Annotated in this window: 13 protein-coding genes; all 13 read right to left on the bottom strand. The window is 66.5% G+C overall.

Going from position 1 to position 15,160, the window contains the following annotated elements; translation table 11 throughout:
• Nucleotides 1-891 carry an SMC-Scp complex subunit ScpB gene (scpB, locus tag LK459_RS20230; RefSeq protein WP_227920302.1) on the bottom strand — a complete coding sequence of 297 codons (891 nt, stop codon included), beginning with the start codon at nt 889-891 and terminating at the stop codon, nt 1-3.
• Complete coding sequence (locus LK459_RS20225) at nt 888-1,820, bottom strand: segregation and condensation protein A (RefSeq protein ID WP_227920301.1); 933 nt, start codon at nt 1,818-1,820, stop codon at nt 888-890. Before LK459_RS20225 ends, scpB begins: the two co-directional genes overlap by 4 nt.
• A complete protein-coding gene (locus LK459_RS20220) occupies nt 1,817-2,764 on the bottom strand; it encodes a ParA family protein (RefSeq protein WP_007236587.1) in 948 nt (315 codons plus the stop codon). Before LK459_RS20220 ends, LK459_RS20225 begins: the two co-directional genes overlap by 4 nt.
• 172 nt (nt 2,765-2,936) lie before the next feature.
• Nucleotides 2,937-3,797, bottom strand: a complete 861-nt coding sequence (locus tag LK459_RS20215; protein WP_265416882.1) for a site-specific tyrosine recombinase XerD — start codon at nt 3,795-3,797, stop codon at nt 2,937-2,939.
• 83 nt (nt 3,798-3,880) lie between these two features.
• Entirely contained in the window at nt 3,881-4,534 is a 654-nt protein-coding gene (locus LK459_RS20210; RefSeq protein ID WP_007236589.1) for an NUDIX domain-containing protein, read from the bottom strand.
• Nucleotides 4,531-6,309, bottom strand: a complete 1,779-nt coding sequence (locus LK459_RS20205) for a CTP synthase (protein ID WP_227920299.1) — start codon at nt 6,307-6,309, stop codon at nt 4,531-4,533. Before LK459_RS20205 ends, LK459_RS20210 begins: the two co-directional genes overlap by 4 nt.
• Nucleotides 6,310-6,494: 185 nt before the next feature.
• Nucleotides 6,495-7,436, bottom strand: coding sequence for a copper transporter (locus LK459_RS20200; protein WP_007236591.1), 942 nt, complete (start codon nt 7,434-7,436; stop codon nt 6,495-6,497).
• Nucleotides 7,437-7,439: 3 nt separating this feature from the next.
• Entirely contained in the window at nt 7,440-8,621 is a 1,182-nt protein-coding gene (steA, locus tag LK459_RS20195) for a putative cytokinetic ring protein SteA (protein ID WP_227923909.1), read from the bottom strand.
• 92 nt (nt 8,622-8,713) lie between these two features.
• On the bottom strand, nt 8,714-10,486 hold the full coding sequence (recN, locus tag LK459_RS20190) for a DNA repair protein RecN (RefSeq protein ID WP_227920297.1): 1,773 nt from the start codon (nt 10,484-10,486) through the stop codon (nt 8,714-8,716).
• Nucleotides 10,487-10,495: 9 nt separating this feature from the next.
• Nucleotides 10,496-11,548 (bottom strand): NAD kinase, encoded by a 1,053-nt coding sequence (locus LK459_RS20185; RefSeq protein ID WP_007236594.1) that lies wholly within the window; start codon nt 11,546-11,548, stop codon nt 10,496-10,498.
• A 59-nt stretch (nt 11,549-11,607) separates the two neighbouring features.
• Nucleotides 11,608-12,543, bottom strand: coding sequence for a TlyA family RNA methyltransferase (locus tag LK459_RS20180; protein ID WP_227920295.1), 936 nt, complete (start codon nt 12,541-12,543; stop codon nt 11,608-11,610).
• Between the two features lie 56 nt (nt 12,544-12,599).
• Nucleotides 12,600-12,857 carry a hypothetical protein gene (locus LK459_RS20175; RefSeq protein WP_227920293.1) on the bottom strand — a complete coding sequence of 86 codons (258 nt, stop codon included), beginning with the start codon at nt 12,855-12,857 and terminating at the stop codon, nt 12,600-12,602.
• Nucleotides 12,858-12,869: 12 nt separating this feature from the next.
• Nucleotides 12,870-15,149, bottom strand: a complete 2,280-nt coding sequence (locus LK459_RS20170) for an HAD-IIA family hydrolase (protein WP_227920291.1) — start codon at nt 15,147-15,149, stop codon at nt 12,870-12,872.
• Between the last annotated feature and the right edge of the window lie 11 nt (nt 15,150-15,160).

Genomic DNA, 15,160 nt, shown 5'->3' with positions numbered 1-15,160 from the left:
TCAGTCCTGGTCGTCGATGGTTGCTCCCGACGAGGTGCCGGGTATGTCGTCTCCCTTTGAGTCTGACCGCCCACCGCTCAGTTTGGCGAATCGCGGGTCGGACGAGAGCTCTTCGTCGAGGTCGTCGATGACGTCGACGTCGGGCAGCAGCGGGGCCAGGTCGGGCAATTCACCGAGAGACGCCAAACCCAGGCGCTCGAGAAACAGCTCGGTGGTGCCGTAGGTGGTGGCGCCCGACGCCGGATCGGAGCCGACCTCGTTGATGAGTCCGCGGGCCACGAGCGTGCGGATCACGCCGTCGACATTCACGCCCCGGATCGCGCTGACGCGTGCCCGGCTGACGGGCTGCCGGTACGCGATCACGGCGAGTGTTTCGAGAGCCGCGCGCGTGAGCTTCGACCTGGCGCCGTCGAGCAGCAGCCGCTCGACGTACGGCGCGTATTCGGCGCGCGTGTAGAACCGCCAACCGTCGCCTGCGAACCGGAGATCGAAGCCGCTACGCGCCTCGGTCAGTTCCGCAGCCATGCCGGTGAGCATCGCGTGGACACGCGAGCGGTCGTCACCCACAGCGGTGGCCAGTTCGTCAGCGGTGACCGGCGTGTCGACAACCAGCAGCACGGCTTCGAGCGCAGAACGCAGCCGGTCGTCGTCGAGAACAGGCTCGGCCTCGACCTCGTCGACACCGATCTCGCCGACGTCGAGCGCGGTCTGCCCAGCTCCGGGCAATTCCGCTCCGGTCGGTTCTGTCTCGGCGGGCGCTGTCTCGGTGGGTTCTGTCTCGGCGGGTTCCGCAGCGGGGTATTCGGCGTTGCTCGGTTCCGCAGCGGTGTGCCCCTCGTCGGTCGGTTCGACAGCGTCCGTGGAGCCCGACTCCTCGTCGACGTCGGTCATTCGTAGTCCTCCGCTTTCTCCATACGCAGATCGTCGGTGTCGCGCTCGCCCGTCCACGACACCTGCAGCTCGCCGAGCGCCTCCGGCTGTTCGAAGACGACAGCGCGTTCGCGGAACAGTTCGAGCAAGCCGAGGAAACTGCCGACCACTTCGAGGCCGTTCACGCAGTCGGCGACGAGGACTCGGAATGTGAGCCACTTGCCGGGCGCTGCGGAGAGCAGCGTGGCCATGCGACGCGCCTGACCCGGCACCGAGACCCTGTGCATGTCGTGGAGGTGGTCGAGGCCGACCGTGGGTACCGGACGCGGAGTGAGTGCCGCGACCGCCACCTCGGCGAAGCCGTCGGCGTCGACGCCGAGTGTCACCTCGGGCAGCAGGTCGGTGAACCTCTGCTCCAGCGACACAGCACGTGGGTAGCGCTGGAGTGCCGCCGCTTCGAGTTCCCCGAACAGCGCTGCGACCTGCTTGTACGCGCGATACTGCAGAAGTCGGGCGAAGAGCAGGTCGCGCGCTTCGAGCAACGCGAGATCCTCCGGGTCGTCGACCTCGCCGGTCGGCAGCAATCGCGCTGCCTTGAGATCGAGCAGCGTCGCTGCGATGACCAGGAACTCCGTGGTCTGTTCGAGACCGAGCTGAGAGCCCATCTCGCGTGTGTATGCGATGAACTCGTCGGTCACGGCGTGCAGTGCGACCTCGGTGACATCGAGTCGGTGCTGGCTGATGAGATTCAGCAGCAGATCGAACGGACCCTCGAAGTTCGCGAGTTTGACCCGGAACCCCGGTTCCTGGTTCTGCTCATCAACGTTGTTCTGCTCAGCAACGGTCCCCGACGCTTCCTCGCGTGCGACGTCGGCGCTCTCGGCGCCCGATCTGTCGACGACGGTCCCGGCGTCGACGGTCCCCGCGTCTGCGGTGCCGGCCTCGGTCATGCCTGCTTGACGTTGCGCGCGATGACCTCGCGTGCCAGCGCGCGATACGCCTTGGCGCCCGCGGACTTCGGCGCCCACGACGTGATCGGTTCGCCTGCGACACTGGTCTCGGGGAACCGTACGGTGCGGGCGATGACCGTGTCGTACACCGCGTCGCCGAACACCTCGACGACGCGCGCCATCACCTCGCGCGAATGCAGGGTGCGGGCGTCGAACATGGTCACCAGGATGCCGCCGAGTGTCAGACGGAAGTTGAGGCGGTCACGCACCTTCTCGATGGTGTCGGTGAGCAATGCGAGACCACGGAGGCTGAAGTACTCGCACTCCATCGGAATGATGACGGTGTCGGCGCAGGCCAGCGCGTTCACGGTGAGCAGTCCCAGCGACGGCTGGCAGTCGATCAGCACGACGTCGTAGCGGTCGAGAACCGGGTGCAGCGCCCTGCCGAGCGCCTGCTCGCGCCCGACTTCGCTGACGAGTTGGATCTCCGCTGCCGAGAGATCGATGTTCGACGGCAGCAGATCGAGGTTGTCGACGCGGGTGCGCATCAGCACATCCTCGATGGAGGCGTGGGGCGGCACCAGGAGGTTGTACACCGTCTCGTCGAGTTTGTGATGCGGCACACCGAGACCTGCCGACAACGCACCCTGCGGATCGAGGTCGACGAGAAGCACACGGCGCCCGTACTCGGCGAGCGCGGCACCGAGGTTGATGGTCGAGGTCGTCTTGCCGACGCCACCCTTCTGGTTGCACACGGCGATGACGGTCGCCGGTCCGTGCCTGTCGAGCACAGCGGGTGTCGGGACATCACGGTAGGGACGTCCGGTCGGTCCGATCTCATCGTCGGCGTGTTCGGCTTCGTCCACGTCGAAACCGGGAGTCACATGAAGGCGGTACTGATCGTCGGCATGACCCCCCGACCGCGGCGTACTCGGTGTGCTCACGTACCCGCCTTCCTCACTGATCGTGGTCGTGCTCGCAGATCCTCGGCCCGCCGGAGATGATCCCCGAGTGTGTCGTGCGTTGGGGAATTGCTCGTAGAGAAGCCGCTTGTCAGCCTAGTAGGTCGCCGCGCCGATCCCGCGGAGCATCGCCGCAACGACCTCGTCTCGGCGCTCAGCGCGCCCGTGGATGGGCCGTGGCATACACCTCGCGCATCGTGTTGACCGTGACGAGTGTGTACACCTGGGTCGTCGTGACCGACGCATGTCCGAGTAACTCCTGCACCACCCGGACGTCGGCGCCACCGTCGAGGAGATGAGTCGCGAAGGAATGTCGCAGAGTGTGTGGTGACACGGCTGTGCCTACGCCCGCGCGCTCGGCGGTGTCGGCGAGTACCTGCCATGCGCCCTGGCGCGTGAGCCTGCCACCTCTGGCGTTGAGGAACAATGCGGGTGTCGACCGCGCCACGAGCGCGGGTCTGCCGCGCACGAGGTAGGCCTCGATGGCCTCCACTGCTGGTCCACCGACCGGAACGAGCCGTTCTTTTCCCCCCTTGCCGCGCAGCAGCACCGTACGGGCGTCCGTATCGAGATCGTCGACGTCGAGCGACGTCGCCTCGGAGATCCGTGCTCCGCAGCTGTAGAGGAGTTCCAGTAGGGCGCGGTCGCGCAGAGCGCGCGGATGATCACCTGCACCTGCGGTGTCGAGGATCGCGACGACGTCCTCGACGGGCAGCGCCTTGGGAAGTCGTCGGGCCGGCCGGGGCGGCCGGACACCGTGGGCCACGTCGCCGGGCACGACGCCCTCGGCCGCGGCGAACTTGTGAAAGCCTCTGGTGGCCACGAAGGTTCGTGCAACCGAACTGTCCGCCAGTGGCATGGTCCCTGCTGCGGCGTCGCCACGACGCAGGTCGACGAGGAACTCACGGACGTCGTTCTCGGTGACCTCCGCGAGGTCGGCGATCCCACGATCGGTGAGATAGCGCCGGTAACGGTCGAGGTCACGACCGTAGGACGCGAGTGTGTTCGCCGCCATGCCACGCTCGACGGTGAGGTGATCGAGGTATCTCGTCACCACGTCGTCCACGGTGCGGCCGACTCCCTGCGCGGTATCCGTCCTCACCCCGATGCCCGACCCGCCTTGCGATCGGCAAACGCGTGCGGCTGGTCACGCCACGGGGTGTCCGTCGTCCTGAGTGCGATGTCGGCGCGGTCGGCAGCGAACACCGCCAGGATGCCCGCTACCGCGGTCGCGTTCACGATCTCGCCCGAGAAGACCTTCGCGACAGCCTCGTCGAGGTGGAGCCACTCCAGCGACATGTCGGCTTCCTCGTCCTCGCGATCGGCGATGTGATGCTGCGACAATTCCTCCGCGAGGTACACGCGCAACGCTTCGTCGGTGAAGCCCGGCGAGAGATCGAGATCGACCAGCACCTGCCATCGCTCGGCGCGCAGGTCTGTCTCCTCGGCGAGTTCACGCTGCGCGGCGGTCAACGGTGATTCCGCTGAGCCCTTGTCGAGCAATCCCGCAGGGATCTCGAGCAGTCGGCGCCCGACGGGGTGCCGATACTGGCGCACCATCGCGATCCTGCCGTCGTGATCGCGGGCGACCACGGCGACTGCACCGTAATGCTCCACGACCTCACGCTCTGCTATCCGGCCCCCCGGCATCTCGACCTCGTCGAGTCGTAGCGCGAGAATGGCACCGTCATAGGCGACTTCACTAGACCGCACCACGAAGTCGTGCGTGCCCGGACCGGAGTTCTCACTCAATCGAGGTGTCCCTCGACCTCGGCACCGACGACGATGGCCTCGGCGTCACCGTCGGCCACCACGCCCTCCACGGCCGACGGCGGGTCATAGTCACCCAGATCCACCGGGAGTCGTTCTGCCGCCTTGTATTTCAGCGACGCATCGATGAACGAGCGGAACAGCGGGTGGGGCCGCGTCGGCCGACTCTTCAGTTCAGGGTGCGCCTGGGTGCCCACCAGGAACGGGTGAATCGACGTCGGGTACTCGACGAACTCGACAAGGTGACCGTCGGGCGAGGTCCCGGAGAACACGAGACCCGACGCAGCGATCTTGTCGCGATAGGAGTTGTTGACCTCGAAACGGTGCCGATGCCGCTCGGACACCTCGGTCGAGCCGTACGACTCTGCCACGATGCTGTCGGGCTTGAGTGTCGCGGGGTAGGCACCGAGACGCATCGTGCCGCCGAGATCTGCCTCTCCTGCGACCACGTCGGTCTGGTCGGCCATCGTCGAGATCACCGGGTACGGGGTGCCGGGATCGAACTCGGTCGAGCTGGCGTCCTCGAGACCAACCGAACGGGCGGCCTCGATGACGATGCACTGCAGGCCGAGACACAGACCCAGCAGCGGGATGCCCCTACGCCGCGCGTAGCGGATCGCACCGAGTTTGCCCTCGATGCCGCGGATGCCGAATCCACCGGGGATGAGCACACCGTCGACGTCTCCGAGCGCGGCCTGCGCCCCCGCCTCGGTGGCGCACTCGTCGGACGGAACCCACTTGATGTCGGTCTTGGCACGCCACGCGAATCCACCCGCGCGGATAGCCTCGGTCACCGACAGATAGGCGTCGGGCAGATCGACGTATTTGCCCACCAATGCGATTCGCACGGTCTCGCGAGGCTCGTGGACCCGGTTGAGCAGTTCGCCCCACACAGTCCAGTCGACGTCGCGGAAGGGCAGCCCGAGCTTGCGCACGACGTATGCGTCGAGCTGTTCGGAGTGCAGCACCTTGGGGATGTCGTAGATCGACGGCGCGTCCGGCGTCGAGATCACGCCGTCGATGTCGACGTCGCACATCAGCGCGATCTTCTTCTTGAGCCCCTCGGGGACGTCCCTGTCGCAGCGCAGGATCAGCGCGTCCGGCTGGATACCGACGTTGCGCAATGCAGCGACCGAGTGTTGCGTGGGCTTGGTCTTGAGTTCGCCCGACGGCGCGAGGTAGGGCACGAGTGAGACGTGGATGAAGAAGACGTTGTCGCGGCCGACGTCGTGACGGATCTGCCGGGCGGCCTCGATGAACGGCAGCGACTCGATGTCGCCGACGGTTCCGCCGATCTCGGTGATGACCACGTCTGGCGGTTCGCCGTCGTCGCCGGGAGCGCGCATCGCGAGCACCCGTGACTTCAGTTCGTCGGTGATGTGTGGGATCACCTGGACGGTCTCACCGAGGTACTCGCCGCGACGTTCCTTGGCGATCACGGTCGAATACACCTGTCCCGTGGTGACATTCGCCGATTGCGAGAGGTTGCGATCGAGGAACCGCTCGTAGTGCCCGACGTCGAGGTCAGTCTCCGCGCCGTCCTCGGTGACGAAGACCTCGCCGTGCTGGAACGGATTCATCGTGCCGGGATCGACGTTGAGGTACGGATCCAGTTTCTGCATGGTGACGCGCAACCCGCGCGCCGTGAGTAGTTGGCCGAGGCTCGACGCCGTCAGACCTTTTCCGAGCGACGATGCGACGCCGCCTGTAACGAATATGTGCTTCGTGCCTTCATGCACGTGGCGAAGTGGTCGCAAAACCCGTCTCTCCCGTCGGCTGGATCAGGCCGGAAAACCTGTTGACCTACGGGACTCCAGGGTAACACCCATCGCCGGTTCGGCGCTCCGCCACACCGGGCGGGGTCGCGGACGGACTGTGATCCTCGTCGTTCTCGGGGTGTCCTCCGGGACGACGACCGGCCCGCAGGCGCCGATTTCGGAGATCAGGTCGACGGGCGATCGTTTGCCGGCGCCCCGACGGTGATGGCCTTGGCGCCGGCTCCGGTGCCGTACGCACCGGTGCGACCCTTCTTCTCCTCCTGGAGAACCAGGATCGAGGTGATGCGCCCCGTCTGCTGATCGATGTTGTCGACGGTCGACACGGCGTTGCCGAGGCCCGGATCGGCTCGGACGACCGCGATCGGGGAACCGCCGTCGGTCGAACCGGTCCGACCGAGCAGCGCACCACCGTCACCGCGGCCCGACAGCGCTGCCGCGAAGCGACCGACGAGAGCTCCCTGCGCTCCGGAGTCCTTTGGGTAGCCACCACCGGTGACCACCACCGCGAGGTCGGCAGGTGCCGGGCCCGCACCGTCGTAGTCGATGAATCCGCCGTCGTGCAGTGCCTGAAGCCCGGTACGCCGGTCGTCGGCCGATGCCGCACCCTTGCCGCCACGATCGAGCGTCAACGCACCGAGCAGGTCGCCTGCCCGTCCACCGGAGTCGACGAGTTCGGCGCGCAGCGTCGATCCTGGAGGAATCGTCTGGTCGATGATCGTCGACAGCTGCTCGGACTTCTGGTCGGAGACGAACTGCTGGGTCAGACCGATCTGGCCCGATACCTTCGCTCCCGCGCCACCGATCGCGTCCTTGACGGCGGCGACGTCGGTGTCAGACGCGCCGGGTGCGGTGACCACCAGAACCGAGTCACCACGCAGTGCCCCGGCGATCACGCGACCGGTGATTGCGGTGTCGAAGCTGTTGGCGCTGTTGAGCTGATCATTGAGTTGATCACGCTCGTCCTGCAACGCGCCGATGCGATCACGGCTGGTGCCGGTCAACGAGTTCATCCTGTCGCCGACGAAGCCCGAGCCGATGAACAGGCCCAACGCGAGTGCCAGAAACACCGCGGCGAGCGAGATCGCATGCTGACGAACGGAAATCATTGCCTACCTGTTCCAGACCCCGCGGGCCCACTCGACCAGTTGATCCCATTGGGCGACGACCCAGTCGGTCACCTCGCCGCCCATGCTCGACAACATGACAGCTGCGATCACCGCGATCAGAGCAGCGAGGACGACGAACGCCACCGCTGCGGCCGACACGCGGCTGCGGTACAGCGTCGCAACAGCTTTCGCGTCGACGAGCTTCGGACCGACCTTCATGCGTGTGAGGAATGTCGACGGGTTGCTCTCACGGCGCGAACGATCGAAGAAGTCGTCGAGAGTACCGCCGTAGCCGACCGTGACAATCAAATCGGCGCCGTGATAGTCGGCGAGCAGCAACGCAAGATCCGACGCCGAGCCCGCCGCCGGGAATGTCGTTGCCCCGATGCCCAGATCCTGAATGCGCTCCAGGCCCGCAGCGTGTCCGTCAGTGTCGGCCGGAAGAACCAGTTGCGCACCGCATTTGAGTGTCGCCACCTTCATCTCCTCGGGGTCGCCGACGATCACCGATGGTTTGTAGCCGGCCTTCGTCAACGTGTCGGCACCGGCGCCGACACCGATGATCACCGGCGAGTACTCCTTGATGAACGGCTTGAGCGCGCGAAGATCCGCTGCGCGATCGGGCCCGTCCGCGACGATCACGACGTGCTTGCCGACCAGCGAGACATCGATGTCGGGCACTCCGACACCGTCGATCAGCAGCGGGGACTCGCTGCGAATGAACTCGATCGTGTTGCCGGAGAAGGCCTCCAGATGATCGACGAGGCCTGTCTTGGCCTCGATCATCATGTCCGCGATTTCGTGCTCGTCGAGCGTGGTGCCGCGGGCGAGTCGTCGTTCACCGACGAACACCTTGCCGTCGTCGACGCGCAGTTTCGCACCGTCCTTGACCCGCTTGAACACTTCGGGTCCGACCTCGTCGACCAGCACGATCCCCGCCCCGACCAGCACTTCCGGTCCGAGGTTGGGATACCGCCCGCTGATCGAGCGCGAGGCATTGACCACCGCGACGACATTGGCTTCGACCAGCGCGTCGGCAGTGACACGATCGAGGTCGACCTCGTCGAGAATGGCGATATCCCCCGGCCCGATCCGGTCGAGCAGACGGCGTGTGTTCTTGTCGATCCTGGCGATACCGGACACGCCAGGCAGTTCTTCGGAGTTACGTGCGAGCAGTGCGGGCATCTTCATGCACCACATGATTGACCGTGCACCGCGACTCCACGTGGAGGCGCGCCGCAACATGGGCAACTTTTGTCACACGAGTATCACGCGTCTCAGCGCTTCTGGCGGTCGCCCTTCGTCTTCTCCGCATCGGCCGTGGCCAGCAACTCCTCGGCATGTGCGCGCCCGGTGTCGGATTCGCCGAGCCCGGCCAGCATGCGCGCCAACTCGGCGATGCGTGCGTCACGGTCGAGTGTGCGCACCGTGCTCGTCTGCGCACGTTCTCCGGTCGTGGACGTCTTGCCGATCACGAGGTGGTTGTCGGCGAAGGCTGCGACCTGCGGCAGATGCGTCACGACGATGACCTGGTGTGCCCGCGCGAGTCCTGCCAGTCTGCGTCCGATCTCGACCGCAGCCCGACCGCCGACGCCCGCATCGACCTCGTCGAACACCATGACCGAGCCCGAGGTCGGCTCCGCGAGAACCACTTCGAGTGCCAGCATCAGGCGCGAGAGCTCACCGCCGGACGCCGATTTCGCGATCGGCTGCGGGTCGGCACCAGAGTGCGCGACGAGCGCGAACTCCACGCGATCAGCACCGACGGTTCCTGCGTGACAGGTCACACCGTCGACAGTGATCGCCAATCGGTCGTCGGAGCCGGCCACATCGTCGGTCACGTCAACCGAGAGTGCGGCGTCGCCCATCGCGAGCCCCTTCAGCTCCTTGGAGACTTTGGTGGACATGGATTTCGCCGCCTTGCGCCGAAGGGCCCGCAAGGTCGACGCTGCCGCCTCGACGTCGGCTCGCGCCGTCGCCGCCGCCGCCTCGAGTTCGTCGATCGACCCCTGTGGATCGTCGATCTCCGAGAGCCGACGCTCCGCGGTCTCACGCCACTCGATCACGCCGTCGATGTCGGGGGCGTACTTGCGGACCAGAGCCTTGAGTTCGCCCTGCCTGCTCAGCAGTTTGTCGAGTTCGTCGGCGTCGCTGGGGAGTCCCGACAGAAACGACGACAACTCGTCGCCGATGTCGGTGACCACCGTCAGAGTTTCCGACACCCGGTCGGCCAGACTCCGCAGTTGCGCGTCGGCCGCCGACTCGAGCAACGTGCGCACCTGCCCGAGCCCGTCGACGACCGATCCTCCCTCACCGGCGACGATGTCGTGCGATCCGAGGGCAGCAGACCGGATCGACTCGAGATCGGACAGGCGCCGAATGGTTTCGGCAAGTGCGTCGTCTTCCCCGGGTTGCGGGTCGACAGCCGCGATCTCATCGATACCGAATCGCAGCCGATCGGCCTCCTGCGCGAGCTCACGATGATTGGCACGTCTCGCGTCGAGCTCGTCGAGCACCCTTACCCATTGCTCGCGCGCCGTGCGATAGCGAGCCACGGCCGACGCCGCGCGATCACCGGCGAAGCTGTCGAGCGCATCGCGCTGGTGATCCGGGCGCAACAGACGCAGCTGGTCGTTCTGGCCGTGAATCGTCAGCAACGCACCCGTGAACCTGCCCATGACGCCAACCGGAACCGAGCGCCCGCCGAGATGTGCGCGCGACCGACCGTCGGACCCCACAGTCCGCACCGCGATCACCGAACCGTCGTCGTCGAGTTCTGCGCCCGACGACTCGACGATGTCGGCCACGTCGGCGCGTGTTGCCTCGTCGGCGGAGTCGGCGAGGCGGAAACGTCCTTCGACAGTGGCTTTCTGGCTTCCCGAGCGCACCCTCCCGGCGTCGGCGCGAGCACCGGACAGCAGGCGAAGGCTGCTGACGATCATCGTCTTGCCCGCACCGGTCTCGCCGGTCAGCACGGTGAAGCCCGGCGTGAACTGTGCAGCGGCTCGGTCGATGACGCCCAGGCCGGAGATCGAGAGCTCTTCGAGCACTGCTCCCCCTTATGCCTGTCGTCCGCGCCAGCCGGTCACCGGCAGGTCGAACTTGGTCACGAGACGGTCGGCGAACGGATCGGAGTCGATGCGCACCCAGAGCACCGACCGATCGCTGCGAACCACTTCAACGCGCCCGCCCGCAGGTACGTAGATCTGACGACGTCCGTCGCACAGGGCGATCGCCGACCGTCCGTGCTTGTCGATCTCCACGGCTATCCGCGACCTCGGACTGGTGACCATCGGGCGTGCGAAGAGCGCGTGTGCATTGCTGGGAACAATCAGGATCGCCTCGAGATCGGGCCACATCACCGGACCGCCCGCAGAGAACGCGTACGCCGTCGATCCTGTCGGAGTCGACACGAGCACACCGTCGGCACCGAACGCCGACACCGGCCGACCATCGACCTCTGTCACCAGTTCCAGCACGCCGTTGTTGGTCCGGTTGAGAATCGCAACCTCGTTGAGCGCCCAGCTGCGACGCACATCGCCGGGGCGGGCTGGATTGGTGATGGAGATGTCGAGGGTCATGCGCGGTTCGACACGGTAGTCGCGTGCGATGAGCTGCGCCATGACGTCGTCGATCCGATTGGCCTCGGCCTCCGCGAGAAATCCGATGTGGCCCAAATTGATCCCGAGGACGGGAACACCTGCGGGATAGGCGAGTTCCGCTGCGCGCAGGAACGTCCCGTCGCCACCGAGGACGATGACCACCTCGCACCCGACGGCTGATTCCGGCTCGCCCATCGCCACGGTGACGTCGACGCCCAGTTCCCGTAGGCCCTCGATGTCGAGAGGATGGCTCGGTGGCCGCCGCGGACCGTGATGGGTTTCTGACTGCTCGGCCGGGTCTTCTGGGTCTCGATCATCCGGTTCGGGATCGTCCTGTGTCGCGGGATTGTCGGCTGTGAGGTCGTGGTCGATGATGCGTAAACCGACACCCGCGGCAGCGCAGTGGCGTGCGATCGACTCGACCGTACGAGTCACCACGGCCCGGCCGGTGTGCGCCACCACCATGAACTCGCGCTGACCGGATGTGGCGACCACCGATTCGTTGATCACCTGGTTCCTTAAGTTCGTAGGTGCAGTTACGTCATACCGAGTTCACGATGAGGGAAAGCTCAGCGAGGTCCCTCGTCCACGGCCCGGTGGATCATCTCCCACAACCGACCGTCGCCTTCGCCCTCGCCATTCTCCTCGACAGTATCGTCTGCGTGAGCGGCGGGCCTCGACCGGTGTGCATCGGTGTGACGCTCACCGGTTGGGCGCTCGTCGAAGCGGTATTCGGCGCTGTCATTCTCGTCGGGTCGGTAAGTGAGCCACAAGAAGTACTCGACGTTGCCGGACGGCCCCGGCAGCGGACTGGCCACAACGTCCCTGGTCATCAGACCCAGGGATGCTGCGTCGCGTGCCACCCGATACACAGCTTCGGCACGCAGCCGGGGATCGCGCACCACGCCGCCAGAACCGACCCTCTCCTTACCCACCTCGAACTGCGGTTTCACCATGGGCAGCAGGTGGGCGCCCGGCCGCACACTCGCCGCGAATGCCGGAAGCACCAGTGACAGAGAGATGAAGGAGAGATCGGCGACGACGATGTCCACGGATCCGCCGATGTCCTCGCCGCGCAGATGCCGCACGTTCGTGCGGTCGTGTACGTCGACGCGCTCGTCGCTCTGCAGGCGCCAGACGAGCTGCCCGTAGCCGACGTCGACCGCAACTACCTCACTGGCTCCCCGCCGCAGCAGTACGTCGGTGAAACCGCCGGTGGACGCGCCCGCGTCGAGACACCGTTTGCCGGACACCGTGAGCCCTTGCGGTTCGAATCGTTCGAGCGCACCGAGCAGCTTGTGCGCACCACGCGAAGCCCAGTCGTCGCGAGGACCGTCATCGGACACGACGATCGGCGTGTCGCGCGAGACGTTGGTGGCCGGCTTCGCGGCGAGGACACCGTTGACTGTGACCTGCCCGGCCTCGATGAGATCGCGCGCCTGCTCACGCGAGCGCGCGAGCTTTCGGCGGACGAGTTCTGCGTCGAGCCGTGCGCGCGCGGCCACTCAGTCGGTCCTCGACGATCGGGAGCTCGATGATCGAATCGAGCGACTGCCACCCCTCATCGGGGATCCACCTCTGCCAGTGCAGCGGTGAGGACATCGTGAGCCTGCTCGAGCAGTTCGCTCTGCCGCGCGAGCGCAGCGAGGTCGAAGGCGTCGCCTGCCTGCTCACGGATCACGTCGACCTCGTTCAGCAGCGAACGAACAGTTTCGCCGACAGGGATCTGCGGCTCGGGCACCGCATACTCGGTGGACGGCCGCGCTCCCGGCATGAGGTGTGGTCCGGGAACCGGGGTGTTCTGGTGCTCGTCGTTCATGACACGACCACGCTAGCGCAGGGCACCGACACCGAGCTCGTCGATCTGCGCTTGCACGTCCGGATCGTCGCTGGTGATAGTCACGTCAGCCGGGTCGACCGATTCGGCCTCGACGTCGTGCCCGTCGAGCAGTGCCCACACCGAATGGGCGAGTGCCGGCAGCAGTGCAGCCCGTGCCGGCGTCGAGCCGGCAGCACTCACCGACACAGCGGCTCCCGAGACGGTGACATCCCAGCTCTGCTGGGCGGCGATACGAACCATGCTCTCCTCGTCGAGGAGGCCGGTGAGGTCGTCGATGACATGCGACGGCCGCTGCTCGGGAGGAGCCAGCAGCAGATCCTTCGCTGTGCTCACACCCGTCAGAACCAGTGCGCTGTCGAGGCCGACGGCGTGCGCTCCCTGTATGTCGGTGTCGAGACGGTCACCCACGACCAGCGGGTTCGACACCCCGCTGCGCTTCATCGCGTCCGACATCAGCGGGGCTGCCGGCTTGCCCGCCACGAGGGGCTCGGCACCGGTGGCATTCGCCACCGCGGCGACGAGCGAGCCGTTCCCGACCAGTAGTCCACGCTCAGACGGCAGAGTAGCGTCGGTGTTGGTGGCGATCCACAGAGCGCCCGCGCGAATGGCGAGCGCCGCCTCGGACAGGGTCGACCAGTTCGTGTCCGGCGAGAACCCTTGGATGACGGCCGCCGGGCGATCGTCGGCGCTGCGAGCAACACCAACGCCGACCTCACGGACCTCTTGAGCGAGTCCGTCGGTACCGAGCACGAGGGCACGGGATCCCGGCTCCACATGCTCGGACAACAACCGCGCCGCGCTCTGCGCGCTGGTGACCACCTGGTCGGGCGAAGCGGAGAACCCCATCGAATCGAGATGCGTCGCGACCTCCTGCGGACGCCGACTCGCGTTGTTGGTGACGAAGATCTGCGGGAGGTCGAGACCGTCGAGCGTTTCTCTGGCTCCGTGCGTCGGCTGCGCGCCGGCGAACACCGTGCCGTCGAGATCGAGGAGAAGCGCTTCGTAGTGATCAGCGAGCGATCCGTGAGGAGGTGCCTGGGGCTCGACGTGCTCGGGGTTGCCCACCACCGAAGCGGAAGTGGAGGAAGCGGCATCGGCAGTCGGGGACGCCGCACCCGGTGCCGAGGACGGTGTGATCGTCTCCGGCGGCCGCGACGTGCTCGTCGCAGACGGATCAACAGTGGTCGCAGTCGATTCACCGGGCGCAGTCGACGATTGCGCGCCTGAGCCAGAGGAATTATCGGACACAGCCCACTCAGCGGGGGAAGACGCCCCGGCGGGAACCGACGACTCAGCGGGAACGGAGGACTCAGCGGGAACGGAGGACTCAGCGGGAACGGAGGACTCAGCGGAAGACGACACCGCAGCGGACCGGCTCTCCGACTCCGACTGCCCAGCATTCGGCACTGAAGGCGACGACGACGGCTCGAGTGAGGACTCCACTGCCTCAGCGGCCCCGTCACTGCTGCCGTCGCCGGCACCAACACCTGTTTGCCCATTGTCTGCGCTGTCTTTAGCGGAGGAGGTCGCGTCGGGGCTCATCTCGTCGGAGAGCTCCATCAGTCGGAACTCCGCATCGGTCGCATCGTCGACATCTGCGGCTGCGGCGTTCATGTACCAGGTGACGGCGTCATCGCGGCGACCCGCTGCGAGTAGCGCCGACGCGTAGGCATAGAACAGGCGGGCGGCCATGGTCCCGGTACGGCCAGGGGCGAGGTTCTCCGCCTGTAGCGTCACCAAAGCCTTGTCGGCATCTCCTGCGTCGATGCGCGCTCCGGCCTCGACGATGCGCATCTCGGTGGCCTCATCGCCCGTGAGGGCCCGACCATCGTCGCTGCGTGCGATCTCGATCGCGCGCTCCGGACGTCCCAGTCCACGCTCGGCATCGGCGATCAGAGGCAGCAGGGCCGAGCTGCCACTTATCCGGCGTGCTGCCCGCAGTTCGGTGATGGCTTCTTGCCATTCGCCCGCGTTGTAGGCGGCAATCCCCGCGGTTTCCCGTACGAGGCCGACACGTGACGCCCGCTCGCGAGCAGCACGCGCGTGTGCCAACGCGAGCTGGGGATCGGATTCGAGGAGTTCGGCGACCATCACCAGGTGGCGCGCCACGCGGTCGGCGTTGGTCTTGTCGAGCGTCAGTAGATCGCGTCGGACTTCGGGATCGAGGTCCGACGCGGCCACGTCGTCGGGCAACGGTGGTCCCGAAGGCCGACCTTCGGCTCCCCGGCCGCGTCCACGTCGTCCCTGCTGTCCCCGATCGCGATCGTTCATGGTTCTCAATC

It is taken from the genome of Gordonia otitidis, assembly GCF_020735545.1.
Lineage (GTDB): Bacteria > Actinomycetota > Actinomycetes > Mycobacteriales > Mycobacteriaceae > Gordonia > Gordonia otitidis.
This window is presented reverse-complemented; position numbering and strand designations above follow the sequence as displayed.